The following is a 12,915-nucleotide window of genomic DNA, read 5'->3' as shown; positions in this document are numbered from 1 at the left end:
TTCGCCGCAGTTACTCGCCGCAGCCGCTCAGCGCCGTCGGCCACTACTCGTCGCTTACAGCTTGCCCAGCCGGTCGCCGCGTGAAAACCCGGACAACGGCGCCGTCATGCCGCGGCCGATGGCCAGCACCTTGAACAACTCGCCCATCTCGGCCTCCGACAGCAGCTTCTGCACGGGCGCGACCGCCTGCGCGTAGGCCTGGGCATCGGACGGGTCCAGCCCGGCCAGCAGATCCATCAATCCGGCGTTCATCAGAAAGCGGGCCTGCGAGGTGTAGCCCAGCACCTGCATGCCCGCCTCAAGGGCGGCTTCCGCCATCGCGGTGAAGTCCACGTGCGCAGTGATGTCCTGCAGGCCCGGCGCGGTGAAGGGGTCGCCATGCGCATGGTGACGCAGGTGGCACATCAGCGTGCCGCCCGCGCGCTGCGGATGGTAGTACTCGCTGCGCGGAAAGCCATAGTCCACCAGCAAGGCCGCGCCGCGCTCGAGCCAACTGCCCATCGCGGCGATCCACGCCTCGCCCTGCAGATTGATTTCGGACACATAGCCGGGCAGCGCGGGCATGCGTGCCGCAACGGCGGTGGCCAGGGCCGCCGGGGCCGGCCGATTTTCCCACGTGAACCCGCCGTTCGCATCCACCGTCACGCCGCGTTCCTGCACCTGCCCCGCTTCGCTCCAGGCAAAGAGCGACACGGGCATCGCGTCCAGCACCTCGTTGGCCAGCACGCAGCCCGGAAACGCGTTCGGTAGCGCATCCAGCCACTGCACCCTGTCGCCGAAAGGCGCCAGCCGTTCGGCCTGGCGGGCGCGCAGGTCCGCCGACACTTCCAGGATCCAGTAGCGCGTGTCGGCCAGGCCCAGCGCATCCAGTTCATGCAGCACGCCTTCGGCCAGCGCGCCGGTGCCGGCGCCGAACTCCAGCACGTCGTGCGTGCCGGTCTGACGCAGCACCTCGGCCGCCTGGCGCGCGAGCGTGCGCGCAAACAGCGGCGTGAGCTGTGGTGCGGTCACGAAGTCGCCGGCTGGCGTCTTGCCACCGTCGTCTGCATCGGCCAGCTTGACGTTGCCTGCCGCGTAATAGCCCAGCCCGGGGGCATACAAGGCTTCCGCCATCCAATGATCGAACGGGAGCCAGCCGCCGTTGGACGCGATCGCGGCGCGCAGGTGGGCGGCGGCGGCGTCGCTGTGCTCACGCGCGGCGGGGGAAAGTGGGGGCAGATTGGCGGGGGCGGGGCGTTGCATGGGCGGCAGAGACGTGGGTAAACCGGCATTTTCCCAAAAAAAAACCCCACGGCATGGCCGCGGGGCTTTTTTGAATCAGGCGTGGGGATCAGCCGCGGCGATCGTTCGACTTGCCGAAGCGCTTGGCGGGGGCGCCAGGACGCTTGTCGAACGAGGGCTTGCCACGGAAACCGCCTTCGGGGCGATCACCGCCGCGGAAGCCGCCTTCGCGCTGCGGACGGTCGCCGAAGCTGGGACGGTCGCCAAAGCTGGGGCGCGCGTCGCGATCGCCACCACGGAAGCCGCCTTCACGCGGGGCACGCTCGCTGAACGGGCGGGCATCGCGCTGCGGACGGTCGCCATAGCTGGGACGGTCGCCGAAGCTGGGACGCGAATCGCGGTCGCCGCCGCGGAAGCCGCCTTCACGCTGAGGACGGTCGCCGAAGGGACGATTGCCCTGGTAGCCGCCTTCGCGCTGGGGACGATCGCCGAAGCTGGGACGGTCACCGAAGGAACGCTGCGGGCGGTCGCCAAACGGGCGGTCGTCGAACGAACGGTTGCCTTGGTAGCCGCCGTCGCGCGGCTTGAACTCGCCACGCGGGCCGCCGAACGAACGGCCTTCACGCGGTGCGCCATCGCGCGGCGCGCTGTCGCGGTTACCCGCAAAGCCGCCCGAATGGCGCGAACCGCCGAAACCGCCGGGACGCTTGCCGAAAGGCTTGCCATACGGCTTGCCACCGCCGCCGCCGCCGGTGGACGGACGCGGGGTGCGCTTGGGTTCCAGGCCGGCGATCACTTCAGGGGTGATGGACTGGCCGATGTAGTGCTCGATGCGGCGGACCTTGTGGCGCTCGGAGTGCGTGGCCAGCGTGAAGGCCAGACCGTTGCGGCCAGCGCGGCCCGTGCGGCCGATACGGTGCACGTAGTCTTCGGCTTGCATCGGCAGATCGAAGTTGACGGCGTGGCTGATGCCTTGCACGTCGATGCCACGGGCAGCCACGTCGGTGGCAACCAGGATGCGCAGCTGGCCGCGTTGCAGTTGCGACAGCGTGCGGGTGCGTTGGCGCTGGTTCATGTCGCCGTGCAGGGCAGCGGCGGCAAAGCCTTGGTCGGCCAGGCGGTCGGCCAGGTCGTCCGCGCCGCGCTTGGTCGACGTGAAGACGATGGCTTGATCCAGCGAGGCGTCGCGCAGCACGTGATCCAGCAGTTGCATCTTGTGGCTGGCATCGTCCGCGTACAGCAGGCTTTGCGTGATGTTGGTGTGCTTTTCCTTGGCGCCGGCGATCTCGATGCGCTGCGGCTCGCGCATCATGCGCGAGGCCAGCTTGGCGACGGTGCCGTCCAGCGTGGCCGAGAACAGCAGCGTCTGGCGGCCTTCGGGCAGGCGCTCGACGATGGTCTCGATATCTTCAATGAAGCCCATGTCCAGCATGCGATCGGCTTCGTCCAGCACCAGCGTGTGCACGGTGTTCAGCTTGACGCGGCCCGATTGCAGGTGGTCGATCAGGCGGCCCGGGGTGGCGACCAGCACGTCAACGCGGCGCGACAGCGCCTTCAGTTGCGCGCCGTAGGGCATGCCGCCCACGACGGTCGCGGTGCGCAGGTCGGCCAGCTTGCGGCCGTAGGTGGCGGTGGCTTCCGTGACTTGCAGGGCCAGTTCGCGGGTCGGGGTCAGCACCAGCACTTGCACGCCGACGCCCTTGTTGGCGGGCATCTGGGCGATGCGGTGCAGGGCGGGCAGCATGAAGGCGGCGGTCTTGCCGCTGCCGGTCTGCGAGGACACCATCAGGTCGTGGCCGGCCAGTGCTTGCGGAATGGCGGCGGCTTGAACGGAGGTGGGGGTGGTGAAGCCAGCTTCTTGAACGGCCGACAACAGGGCGGGCGCGAGACCCAGGGTATCGAAAGACATTACTTTCCCTTGCCGCAATCAATGCGACGCAGTGCTTGGTCGGGCCAGGGGATTAGGCGGCCGGATCCAGGCGACGGTTGATGGAGCATCGTGCCGACCGGATCAACCATGCGCGTGGCGCGTTCTCTTGTACTGATGGAACGCAGGGCGAAAGGAAAGGGGTCAGGAATCGATGATAGTTCGGCATGAGGCCGGGGATAGGCTTCCCGGCAGTCTGCAAAAAATTCCGCTAAATCAAGGCGGTAAATGCCGAACTCGTTTTGTGCAGTGCGGCGATCATAACCCGAATTCGCCCTGCAATGGAATTATTTTTTTGTCCAGTCCCCAATCAATAGGGTTTTTCCCTTGGTCCTGCAGCCAGGTGTTGGTGGCCCGGAAATGCCCGCATCCGAGGAAGGGCACAGGCGGCCGGCGGGCGGATAGCGGAGATGGATGGTTGGACATCAGGACGAGATGACCACTGTCGGGCGGAAGCAACAGCCGCTTGGCCTGCGCGTGGGCGCCCCACAGCATGAAGACCTTGGGCGAGGGATCGCGTGCCACGTGCGCGATCAGCGCATCCGTCACCGTTTCCCAGCCGCGCTTCGCGTGCGAGGCGGGCTGGCCATCTTCGACCGTGAGTGCCGTGTTGAGCAGCAGCACACCTTGGTCGGCCCAGGGGCTCAGATCGTTGCCCGCCGGGACGCTCAGCGCCGGATAGTCGCGCGCAATCTCGTTGAAGATGTTGCGCAGGCTGGGCGGGCGCTTGCAATCGTCCGGCACCGAAAACGCCAGGCCCTGCGCCTGGCCGGGGCCATGGTAGGGATCCTGGCCCAGGATCACGACGCGCACGTCCGACGGCGCCAGGCCATGCAGCGCGCGGAAGGGCGTGGCGGGATACACCACGGCGCCTTGGGCAAGGCGCGCCTCCACGTGGGCGGTGGCGGCAGCCAGCGCGGCGGCGACGGCGGGGTCGGCGGACAGGGCGGCCTGCCACGCGGCAGGCAGTTGCGCGGCCTGGGCGGCCAGGGCGTTGGATGTGAGGCGGTTGTCGATCGGCATGGGCGCGATTTTGGCACAGCCCGGTCAGCCGGATTGGCCCGCTTGTGCGATCTGACCGCCTTCCCAATCAGACTGGCCAGCCAGCCTGACGGTGCGCCGAATCCCAGAACATCCATTCAAGCTGGGCGGCGTGCGTGTAGGCCTGGTGCATCGCGGCCAGGGTCTGCGGCGACGCCGTATCCGCCGCACGATCTACGGCGGCAATCACGGCGCGGACCAGCGCGTGGAAATCGTCGCCGGCGTAGGTGTCGATCCAGGCCGCGTAGGGATTGGGCCGCACGGCGCGTGCGTGGATGTCGCGCCCGATTTCGGCGTAGATCCAGAAGCAGGGCAGCAGGGCGGCCAGGACGACCGGATAGGGCGCGCTCCAGGCGGTGGCAATCAGGAAGCTGGTGTAGTGATGGCTCGCCGGCGTCAGCGGCGTGGCTTCGAAGGTAGCGGCGTCGATGCCGAACTGCTGCATGAACCCGGCGTGCAGGCTGCGCTCGGCGACGACGGCGCCCTTGGCGGCCTCGGCAAACTGCACCACGCCATCGGCATCGCCGGCCTTGGCGGCGGCGATGGCGAGCGCGCGTCCGAACGCCACCAGATAGTGCGCGTCCTGGATCATGTAGTGCTTGAACGCGTCCTCGGCGAGCTGGCCGCTGGCCAACTCGCGGTTGAACGGCATGTCGCGCGTCTTCTCATAGAGCGCGGCGTTGCGGGTCCAGGCATCGGAACTGAAAGACATGGAATTCCTCTGGGGTAGGCTCGGGCGCGCGGGGCGCGCGCCATCGGCGGGGCATAAGGGTAAAGGGGGTAAAGGCGGAAGCGCAGGCGGATCGCGGCGCGGGGACGGCTGGATCAGGCTGCGCGTTTGCGGTGATGCCGGGCGTAGTCGAGAAGCGCGTCGCGCAACACCACCGCCTGGTTGTGTTCGGTATTGCGCGCACCGAAAAGCAAGGTCAGGGGGCGATCCCCCGCGGCGTCCAGCAACGCCGCCATGCGCGATTGCTGCGCTGGGGTGGCGAGTTCAGCCAGATACTTGGCGCGGAAGTCATCCCAGCGGTCCTCGATGTGGCTGAACCATTTGCACAGTTCGGCGCTGGGGGCGATGTCGCGGGCCCATTCGTCCAGGCCCAGGTCTGCGCGGCGCAGTCCGCGTGGCCACATGCGGTCGACCAGGGCAAGGTAGTGACCTTCCGGACCGGTGCCTTCATAGACACGCTGCACGATGATGTTGGACGATTTCATGCCGGCTCCTGCAACTGACGGTGCGGCCAGTCTACTGCAACGCCCGCGACGCGCCGGATCACGGCGTACCGGAAGTTTGACGCTGCGCACCGGCGGCGCGAAGCACCGCGAATCCGACCGGCTTGTCGCGCCAGCGGTTTGTCGATTACATTCACTTAACCTCTATGTAACAACCCTATTACAGGCCGACACCGTCGGCCTTTTTTGAACCCACGATTCTGTCGTGGCTTCGCCAGGCCGCCTGGCGCCCTTCGCCGTCATGCCGCCACGCAACCCTTCAGACCTGCATCCCTCGCCCGTTACCACCGACCGCCTGCGCATTCTGCATACGGAGGCGGCTACGGCGTTCGGCGGACAGGAATTCTGCATCTATAAGGAGATGGTCGCCATGCGCGAGCGCGGCCATCACCTGGAAGCCGTGTGCCAGCCGCACGCCGAACTGACGCAGCGCCTGCGCGACGCCGGGTTCACCGTGCACACCATCAACATGGACGGCCCTGTGAATTTCATGCGCAGCGTGGCATTCGTGCGGCGCGTGGCGGCTCGTGGCCGGTTCGACGTAGTCAACACCCACAGCCGCAGCGACACAGTGCGGGCCGCGATGGGCGCGCGCCTGGCGCGCACGCCGCTCATTGTGCGCACCCGCCACCTGGCCAAGCCGATCAACTCGCTGTACGCCTACACGTGGCTGGCCCACCGCGTCATCGCGGTGAGCCGGCACGTGCACCGCCAACTGCTGGATGGCGGCGCGGCGCCGCAGTCCATCGCCACTATCCATTCCCCGATCGTCCTGCCCGAAAGCGATGGCCAGGGCTCTGTCCGGCAAGAACTCGGGCTGCCTGACGATGCCCTCGTGGTGGGTTGCGTGGCCGTGATGCGTGCGGAAAAGGGGCACGCGGACCTGATCGACGCCTTCCACCAGGTTGTGGCCACGTTTCCGCATGTCCACCTGGTGCTGGCCGGAGATGGCATGCCGGTGTTCGAGCGCCTGAAGGCGCAGGTGCAATCCCTGGGCCTCGCATCGCGCGTGCATTTCCTGGGCCGGCGTCATGACATCGGCAACGTATTGCAGGCGTTCGACGTGTTTGCGTTGCCGACCCACCGCGAAGCCTTTGGCACGGCGTTCGTCGAGGCGGCCGCCATGGGGGTGCCGGTGATCGGCACCGACGTGGGCGGCGTGCCGGAAACCATGCAGGCCGGCGTGACCGGGCTACTGGTGCCGCCGCGAGACCCGGCTGCGCTGGCCGCGGCGCTGGAAAGCCTGCTGGCCGATCCCGAACGCAGACGCCGCATGGGCGAGGCGGGCCGCGAATTCATCCGCGGGCAGGGTCTGTTCAGCGCGGATCGCACCGCGCAATTGGTCGAATCGGCGTACGCACGCTGGCTGGGGGAGCGGCGCGGGACTGCGGCCGTGGCGCCTGGCGGCTCATTGCCCTGACAGCCTCAACGCCCACGCAGGCTCAATGCCATAGCAACGCATTCATGGCTTCCACCAGCCGGTCGCGGTAGCGAGGCAGCAGCGCTTGCACCTGCGCCTGCCGGTCCTTCCAGGAATCCGGCTCAGCGCCCGGCGCGATGCGCGGCGCCGCCCAGATCGGATCCGGAAAATGCCGGTCGCCGCGCCAGCGCGGGATCACGTGCCAATGCAGGTGCGGCACCATGTTGCCCAGCGACGCCAGGTTGATCTTGTCCGGCGTCAGGATCGCCTGCTGCGTTTCCTCCACCACATACACCGCCCGCATCAGCAGGTCGCGGCCATGCGTGGACAGGCTGGTCATCTCGGCCAGGTGACCGTTCCAGATCACGCGCGTGAATCCCGGATAGTCGGCGTCGTCGACCTCGATGATGCGCAGGTGCGGCCCGCGCCACAGCAGCGTGCCTCCGTCTTCCTGGCACAGCGGACAATTGGGATCGCGCGCGCTCAAGCCATCACCTTGCGGTACTGGATGAAGCCGGAACGGTCGGCAATCCGGTCGTAGAGCTGCATGGCGGTCGCGTTGGTTTCGTGTGTCAGCCAATAGACGCGGGCGCAGTTGGCCGCGGCGGCTTCGGCGTAGACGTGTTCGATCAGCTTGCGGCCCGCGCCCGTGCCGCGCGCGTCCTGGTCCACATAAAGGTCCTGCAGGTAGCAGTAGTCGCCGGCGGTCCAGGTGGAGCGATGGAAGATCCAGTGCACCATGCCGACAGCGCGGCCGCTTTCATAGACCAGCGCCGCGTGCATGGGCTCGGCGGGGTCCAGGAAGCGCGCCCAGGTGTTGCGCGTGACGGCGTCGTCGATGCTGACGCGGTAGAAGTCCTGGTAGCCCTTCCACAGGGGCAGCCAGGCGTCGAAGTCGGTGGCGACGATGGGACGGATTTCTGCGGTACTCATGGCGCAAGGCCTCCTGGGGTCTTCAGAGTTGGGTTTCCATGGCGTCGACGATATGCCGCAGCACCTGCAGGCGAGCGTAACGCTTGTCGTTGGCCGACACCAGATGCCACGGCGCGTGGGCCACGTCGGTGCGCGTCATCATCTCGTTGGCCGCCGCCGCGTATTCTTTCCACTTGTCGCGGTTGCGCCAGTCGTCGGGCGTGATCTTGAAATTCTTGAACGGCGATTTCTCGCGCTCGTGAAAACGCTTGAGCTGCTCGTCGGGCGTGACGGCCAGCCAGAACTTCAGCACCAGCGCGCCGCTGGCGGCAAGCTGTTCCTCGAAGTCGTTGATCTCGGCATACGCGCGGCGCCACCGGGCGGGCGGTATCAGCTTTTCGACGCGCTCGACCAGCACGCGGCCGTACCACGAGCGGTCGAAGATGCCGATGCGGCCATGGCTGGGAATGCAGCGCCAGAAACGCCACAGATAGGGCCGGGCCAACTCTTCGGTCGTGGGCGCGGATATCGGCGTGATGTCGACTTGCCGGATATCCAGCGCGTGTGTGACGCGGCGGATGGCGCCACCCTTGCCGGCGGCGTCCTGCCCCTCGAACACCAGGATCAGGGAGCGATTCCTGAACTTGTCGGACCGGGCGGCGCGCGCCAGCCGGCCTTGCAGCAGGCCGAGTTCGGTCTCGTAGTCTTCCTTGTCCACCTTGGCGTCGTAGTCCAGCTTGCCCAGCCGGTCCACGATGCGCGTCGTGCTGGAGTGCGCCACGAAAGCGGGCGGCAGGCGGGGCACCCCACGCCGGCGCAGCGCGCCGAGCACCGCCTCGGCCGTGCGGGCGGCGCGCATGTTTTCGTCGGCGCTGGGAATCACCACCCACGGCGCATGGCCGCAGTCCGTGTGATTGAGGACGACTTGGGCGCCGGCCCGGATGCGGTCAAACCGCTTGTTGACCTTCATGTCGACCGGACTGACCTGCCAGGCCGTATCGGGGTTGGCCAGCAGGCGCTGCGCACGCGTCTTCTGTGCCTTGGCGGACAGGTGGAACCACAGCTTGATGATCTGCACGCCTTCGGCGGCCAGCATGGTCTCAAAGCGCATGATCGCCGCCGAGTGCGCCTCGATCGCGTCCGCGTTGGGCTTCTTGCGCACGGCTTCAATGACGAGCGGCGTATACCAGGACCCGAACACGATGCCCGTGCTGCCCTTGGGCGGCAGATCGCGCCAGTAGCGCCACAACGGCGGGCGCTCGAGCTCGTCGCCTTCGCGCGGCCCGTAGGCCAGCGTGCGGATGTGGCGCGGGTCCATCCATTCGTTCAGCAGGTTGATCGTCGCACCCTTGCCGGCGCCATCGATGCCGGCCACGACGATCAGAAGCGTCTTGTCGGCCTGCCGCAGCCGTTCGTACTGCGCATTGAGCAACGCGACCCGCAGCCGCGTTTCGAGCGCCTTGAATTCGTCTTTGGACAGGATGGGGTCGGCTTCGGCTTCGGCAAACATGGATGCGCGTCGGATCGGGTGGCTGCGATCGGGCGATCTTGCGGGATAAGGCCGCGCGGCGCAAGTGCGCCGCGGCCGGGGGTCAGAGCGCGTTGACGGGAATCTTGAGATAGCGCACGCCGTTGTCTTCGGGGGGCGGGAAATGGCCCGCGCGGATGTTCACCTGGATCGCCGGCAGGATCAGCGTGGGCATCGACAGCGTGGCATCGCGCCGCGTGCGCATGGCGACGAATTCTTCCTCGCTAATGCCGTCGCGCACGTGGATGTTGCCGCGGCGCTGTTCGGCCACGGTGGTTTGCCAGGCGGCCTCGCGGCCCGCGGGCGGATAGTCGTGGCACATGTAGAGCCGCGTGTCGTCTGGCAGGCTCAGCAGCCGTTGGATCGACTGATACAGCAGATGCGCGTCGCCACCGGGAAAATCGCAGCGCGCCGTGCCCACGTCCGGCATGAAAAGCGTGTCGCCCACGAATGCCGCATCGCCGATCAGATAGGCCATGTCGGCCGGCGTATGGCCGGGCACGTGGATGGCCGTGGCGGTCAGCGAACCAATCTGAAAGGTCTCGCCGTCGGCGAACAGGTGGCCGAACTGCGAGCCGTCGAGCTGGAATTCCGGCTCCAGGTTCAGGATGGTCTTGAAGACGCCCTGCACGGTGCGGATGCTCTGGCCGATGGCGATGACGCCACCGAGTTGCCGTTGCAGGTAGGGCGCCGCCGACAGATGATCGGCGTGGGCATGGGTTTCCAGCAGCCAGACCGTCCGCAGGCTGCGTTCGCGCACGTAATTGGCCACGCGATCGGCGCTGGCGGTGCTGCTGCGGCCGGACTTGGGATCGTAGTCCAGCACCGAATCGATGATGGCGCACGCGCCGCCGGGCGCGGGTTCGTGGACGACGTAGGTGATGGTCGCAGTAACGGTGTCGAAGAAGGCCTGGATGTGCGGGGTCATGAGGGCTCGCGTGAAGGCCGCACGGGCGGCCCGATCAGGTCAATTTACGAAAATAAATAATATTTGCGCATAGTTTATTCATAAATATAATGACGCCGCTATCCCCCACGTGTGCGACACCTCGTCATGAACGCTCCCCTTACCGATTGCGAAGTCGCCGTCCTGCGCGAGTCCGCCACCCAGGCCTGCGCGCTGCTTAAGGCGCTGGCCAACGAAGACCGCTTGCTGCTCTTGTGTCAGCTGGTCCAGAATGAACGCAACGTCGGCGAGCTGGAATCGCTGACCGGCATCCGCCAGCCGACGCTCTCGCAACAGCTTGGTGTGCTGCGCGACGAGGGTCTGGTCGCGACGCGGCGCGAGGGCAAATACGTCTATTACCAGATGGCCAGCTTCGAGGTCAGCCAGGTGATGAAAACGCTATCCAGTTTGTACTGCGGACGCGCTATGGAGTCACTCAAGTGAACGTGGACTGGTCCGCCTTCACCCCGGCCGCCGGCACGGCGGGCGGCCTGCTGATCGGCGCCGGCGCGGTGCTGCTGATGCTGGGCGCGGGACGCATCGCGGGCATCAGCGGCATCGTGGGCGGGTTGCTGGCGCCCGAGCGCGGCGGCGGCTGGCGCATCGCCTTCCTGCTGGGGCTGTGCGCCGCGCCCTGGCTGTTCCGCCTCTTTTCCGAACTGCCTTCCATCACGGTGGAGGCCAGCACGCCGCGCCTTATCGTCGCCGGCCTGCTGGTCGGCATCGGCACGCGCTATGCGTCTGGGTGCACCAGCGGACACGGCGTGTGCGGCCTGTCGCGCGGCTCGCGCCGGTCGCTCGTGGCGACGCTGATCTTCATGGCCGCGGGCTTTGCCACGGTCTACGTGCTGCGGCACGTGGCGGGCGTCTGATCATGGCCGCGCTCTACGCCTTCGCCGCCGGGCTCGTCTTCGGACTGGGCCTGCTCACATCGGGCTTGGCGGACCCGGCGCGTGTGCTGGGCTTTCTGGATCTGGCCGGGTTGTGGAATCCTACCCTGGCATTCGTGATGGGCTGCGCCGTGCTGGCGACCAGTGTCGGTTATGCGCTGTTGCGGCGTCGCCGGGCCAGCTTGTCCGGCGAGCCCATGCGCTGGCCGCAAGCCACCCGGCTCGACGCGCGCCTGGCCGCCGGCAGCCTGGCGTTTGGCGTGGGGTGGGGGCTGGCGGGCTTCTGCCCCGGCCCGGCGCTCGTCGCTGCCGCGGCCGGCATCGGCGACGCAGCGGTGTTTGCGGGGGCGATGCTCGCTGGCATGGGCATCCACGCGTACATCACGCGGGCTGGGCGTCGCGACGGCGACGCAACCGGACCGCGCGCGTAGCGGCCGCTTGCCCGCGCGCCTGCTCACGCGCTTGCCCTCGCGCTTGCACTCGAGTCGAATCGCCTATTCGTACGTCCGGATGTCGTCGATGACCTTGCCGTCGTTCGGTAGGCCACCCTCGGCCACCCATTCGACATCGGCCCGCAACTTCGTCACGTCTCGCGCCGAATCGGCGATCCGGCGGGCCAGCGCGTCGTTCTGCTCGCGCGACTCCACCTTCAGCACCATGCGGTCCGACCCGGTGCTGCCGCTGATGACCAGCCGCGCGCGCAGGATCTCCGGGTGCCGCCGCGCCACGTCCGCCACCTGCGACGGATGCACGAACATGCCGCGCACCTTGGTGGTCTGGTCGGCGCGTCCCATCCAGCCCTTGATGCGTGTGTTGGTGCGTCCGCACGGCGAGATGCCGGACATCACCGCCGACAGATCGCCGGTGCCAAAGCGCACCAGCGGGTAATCCGGATTCAACGTGGTCACCACGACCTCGCCGACTTCGCCTGCCGGCACGGGTTCGCCGGTGCCGGGGCGCACGATCTCGACAATGATGTCCTCGCCCACCACAAGCCCTTCGCGGGCGGGCGTCTCGAACGCGATCATGCCCAGGTCGGCGCTGCCGTAGGCCTGGTAGCCGTCGATGCCGCGCGCCGCCAGCCAGTCGCGCAGCGACGGCGGAAAGGCTTCGCCGGAGACCAGTGCGCGCCGCAGCGAATCGAGCTTCACGCCCAGTTCGTCTGATTTCTCAAGAATGATCTTCAGGAAGCTCGGCGTGCCGGTGTAGCCGCTGGGCGCCAGGTCCTGAATCGCGCGAACCTGCTGCTCGGTCTGCCCGGTGCCGCCGGGGAACACGGTGCAGCCCACGGCGTGGGCGGCCGTTTCCATCATCGAGCCGGCCGGCGTGAAGTGGTACGAAAAGCAGTTATAGGCCAGTTCGCCGGCGCGAAAGCCCGCCGCGTACAGGGCGCGCGCAAAGCGCCAGTAATCCGACCGCGCGCTCTCCGGTTCATAGATCGGACCGGGCGAGGCGAACACGCGCATCGCTTCGCCCCAACCGATGGCGGAGAAGCCGCCGAAGGCTTTCTCGGGACCGGCGGGCCGCGCGCCGTCGTCGCGGCTATGCTGCTGGCGTTCCAGCAGTTCATGCTTGCGCAGGACCGGCAGCCGGGCCAGCGCCTCGCGCGAGGTGATCGTGGCGGGGTCCACGCCGCGCAGTTGCTCGGCAATGGCCGGCGCGCGCGCGATGGCCCGCGCAATCGCCCCAGGCAGGGCGGCCATCAGATCGCGCTCGCGTTGCTCGGGCGCGCGGGTTTCGCGGTCATCGAAAAACTCGGACATGGAATCGCACCTTCTCGTGTGCCGGTTGGCGGCG

Annotated in this window: 14 protein-coding genes; 4 read left to right on the top strand and 10 right to left on the bottom strand. The window is 67.6% G+C overall.

Going from position 1 to position 12,915, the window contains the following annotated elements; all coding sequences use genetic code 11:
- Positions 1 to 54: 54 nt before the first annotated feature.
- The 5 genes from AC6CIE_RS23645 to AC6CIE_RS23625 all read right to left on the bottom strand — a co-directional run bounded on the left by AC6CIE_RS23645 (position 55) and on the right by AC6CIE_RS23625 (position 5,404).
- The gene (locus AC6CIE_RS23645) at positions 55 to 1,242 is read right to left on the bottom strand and encodes a class I SAM-dependent methyltransferase (RefSeq protein WP_498094245.1); all 1,188 of its coding nucleotides are present in this window, start codon (positions 1,240 to 1,242) and stop codon (positions 55 to 57) included.
- Positions 1,243 to 1,330: 88 nt separating this feature from the next.
- Positions 1,331 to 3,130 carry a DEAD/DEAH box helicase gene (locus tag AC6CIE_RS23640; RefSeq protein WP_175136817.1) on the bottom strand — a complete coding sequence of 600 codons (1,800 nt, stop codon included), beginning with the start codon at positions 3,128 to 3,130 and terminating at the stop codon, positions 1,331 to 1,333.
- Between the two features lie 276 nt (positions 3,131 to 3,406).
- Positions 3,407 to 4,171, bottom strand: a complete 765-nt coding sequence (locus AC6CIE_RS23635) for a uracil-DNA glycosylase (protein ID WP_175136816.1) — start codon at positions 4,169 to 4,171, stop codon at positions 3,407 to 3,409.
- Positions 4,172 to 4,238: 67 nt separating this feature from the next.
- Positions 4,239 to 4,901, bottom strand: a complete 663-nt coding sequence (gene tenA / locus AC6CIE_RS23630; protein ID WP_218342576.1) for a thiaminase II — start codon at positions 4,899 to 4,901, stop codon at positions 4,239 to 4,241.
- Between the two features lie 113 nt (positions 4,902 to 5,014).
- Positions 5,015 to 5,404 (bottom strand): DUF488 domain-containing protein, encoded by a 390-nt coding sequence (locus tag AC6CIE_RS23625; RefSeq protein ID WP_175136814.1) that lies wholly within the window; start codon positions 5,402 to 5,404, stop codon positions 5,015 to 5,017.
- 259 nt (positions 5,405 to 5,663) lie between these two features.
- On the opposite strand from AC6CIE_RS23625, the gene AC6CIE_RS23620 reads away from it, so the two are divergent.
- On the top strand, positions 5,664 to 6,842 hold the full coding sequence (locus AC6CIE_RS23620; protein WP_498094379.1) for a glycosyltransferase: 1,179 nt from the start codon (positions 5,664 to 5,666) through the stop codon (positions 6,840 to 6,842).
- A gap of 22 nt (positions 6,843 to 6,864) precedes the next feature.
- Here AC6CIE_RS23620 and AC6CIE_RS23615 read toward each other — a convergent pair whose 3' ends face one another.
- The 4 genes from AC6CIE_RS23615 to AC6CIE_RS23600 form a co-directional block, all read right to left on the bottom strand.
- Positions 6,865 to 7,329, bottom strand: a complete 465-nt coding sequence (locus AC6CIE_RS23615) for an HIT family protein (RefSeq protein WP_175124967.1) — start codon at positions 7,327 to 7,329, stop codon at positions 6,865 to 6,867.
- Positions 7,326 to 7,775 (bottom strand): GNAT family N-acetyltransferase, encoded by a 450-nt coding sequence (locus AC6CIE_RS23610; RefSeq protein WP_105241129.1) that lies wholly within the window; start codon positions 7,773 to 7,775, stop codon positions 7,326 to 7,328. Before AC6CIE_RS23610 ends, AC6CIE_RS23615 begins: the two co-directional genes overlap by 4 nt.
- Positions 7,776 to 7,797: 22 nt before the next feature.
- Entirely contained in the window at positions 7,798 to 9,264 is a 1,467-nt protein-coding gene (gene pap / locus AC6CIE_RS23605) for a polyphosphate:AMP phosphotransferase (protein ID WP_239213484.1), read from the bottom strand.
- An 82-nt stretch (positions 9,265 to 9,346) separates the two neighbouring features.
- On the bottom strand, positions 9,347 to 10,210 hold the full coding sequence (locus tag AC6CIE_RS23600) for an MBL fold metallo-hydrolase (RefSeq protein WP_498094242.1): 864 nt from the start codon (positions 10,208 to 10,210) through the stop codon (positions 9,347 to 9,349).
- A 126-nt stretch (positions 10,211 to 10,336) separates the two neighbouring features.
- Here AC6CIE_RS23600 and AC6CIE_RS23595 point away from each other — a divergent pair, with 126 nt between their 5' ends.
- Genes AC6CIE_RS23595 through AC6CIE_RS23585 form a run of 3 tightly spaced genes read left to right on the top strand, consistent with a single transcriptional unit; the run spans position 10,337 to position 11,549 of the window.
- Positions 10,337 to 10,672 carry an ArsR/SmtB family transcription factor gene (locus tag AC6CIE_RS23595; protein WP_175124970.1) on the top strand — a complete coding sequence of 112 codons (336 nt, stop codon included), beginning with the start codon at positions 10,337 to 10,339 and terminating at the stop codon, positions 10,670 to 10,672.
- The gene (locus tag AC6CIE_RS23590; protein WP_218342579.1) at positions 10,669 to 11,100 is read left to right on the top strand and encodes a YeeE/YedE family protein; all 432 of its coding nucleotides are present in this window, start codon (positions 10,669 to 10,671) and stop codon (positions 11,098 to 11,100) included. The genes AC6CIE_RS23595 and AC6CIE_RS23590 overlap by 4 nt, the downstream gene beginning before the upstream one ends.
- A gap of 2 nt (positions 11,101 to 11,102) precedes the next feature.
- Positions 11,103 to 11,549: a DUF6691 family protein gene (locus AC6CIE_RS23585; RefSeq protein ID WP_498094240.1), complete on the top strand. Its 447-nt coding sequence runs from the start codon at positions 11,103 to 11,105 to the stop codon at positions 11,547 to 11,549.
- 63 nt (positions 11,550 to 11,612) lie between these two features.
- Here the strand turns inward: AC6CIE_RS23585 and AC6CIE_RS23580 are convergent, their stop codons facing one another.
- On the bottom strand, positions 11,613 to 12,881 hold the full coding sequence (locus AC6CIE_RS23580; RefSeq protein ID WP_175136810.1) for a phenylacetate--CoA ligase family protein: 1,269 nt from the start codon (positions 12,879 to 12,881) through the stop codon (positions 11,613 to 11,615).
- Positions 12,882 to 12,915: the final 34 nt, after the last annotated feature.

This window comes from Achromobacter sp. GQ309 (genome assembly GCF_059759315.1).
The sequence above is the reverse complement of the archived record's forward strand: the minus strand, read 5'-3'. Positions and strand labels throughout refer to the sequence as shown.

Coding starts and splice junctions, on each gene's coding strand:
- AC6CIE_RS23645 (WP_498094245.1), bottom strand. CDS start 1,242: ATGCAACGCCCCGCCCCCGCCAATCTGCCCCCACTTTCCCCCGCCGCG.
- AC6CIE_RS23640 (WP_175136817.1), bottom strand. CDS start 3,130: ATGTCTTTCGATACCCTGGGTCTCGCGCCCGCCCTGTTGTCGGCCGTT.
- AC6CIE_RS23635 (WP_175136816.1), bottom strand. CDS start 4,171: ATGCCGATCGACAACCGCCTCACATCCAACGCCCTGGCCGCCCAGGCC.
- tenA (WP_218342576.1), bottom strand. CDS start 4,901: ATGTCTTTCAGTTCCGATGCCTGGACCCGCAACGCCGCGCTCTATGAG.
- AC6CIE_RS23625 (WP_175136814.1), bottom strand. CDS start 5,404: ATGAAATCGTCCAACATCATCGTGCAGCGTGTCTATGAAGGCACCGGT.
- AC6CIE_RS23620 (WP_498094379.1), top strand. CDS start 5,664: ATGCCGCCACGCAACCCTTCAGACCTGCATCCCTCGCCCGTTACCACC.
- AC6CIE_RS23610 (WP_105241129.1), bottom strand. CDS start 7,775: ATGAGTACCGCAGAAATCCGTCCCATCGTCGCCACCGACTTCGACGCC.
- pap (WP_239213484.1), bottom strand. CDS start 9,264: ATGTTTGCCGAAGCCGAAGCCGACCCCATCCTGTCCAAAGACGAATTC.
- AC6CIE_RS23600 (WP_498094242.1), bottom strand. CDS start 10,210: ATGACCCCGCACATCCAGGCCTTCTTCGACACCGTTACTGCGACCATC.
- AC6CIE_RS23595 (WP_175124970.1), top strand. CDS start 10,337: ATGAACGCTCCCCTTACCGATTGCGAAGTCGCCGTCCTGCGCGAGTCC.
- AC6CIE_RS23585 (WP_498094240.1), top strand. CDS start 11,103: ATGGCCGCGCTCTACGCCTTCGCCGCCGGGCTCGTCTTCGGACTGGGC.
- AC6CIE_RS23580 (WP_175136810.1), bottom strand. CDS start 12,881: ATGTCCGAGTTTTTCGATGACCGCGAAACCCGCGCGCCCGAGCAACGC.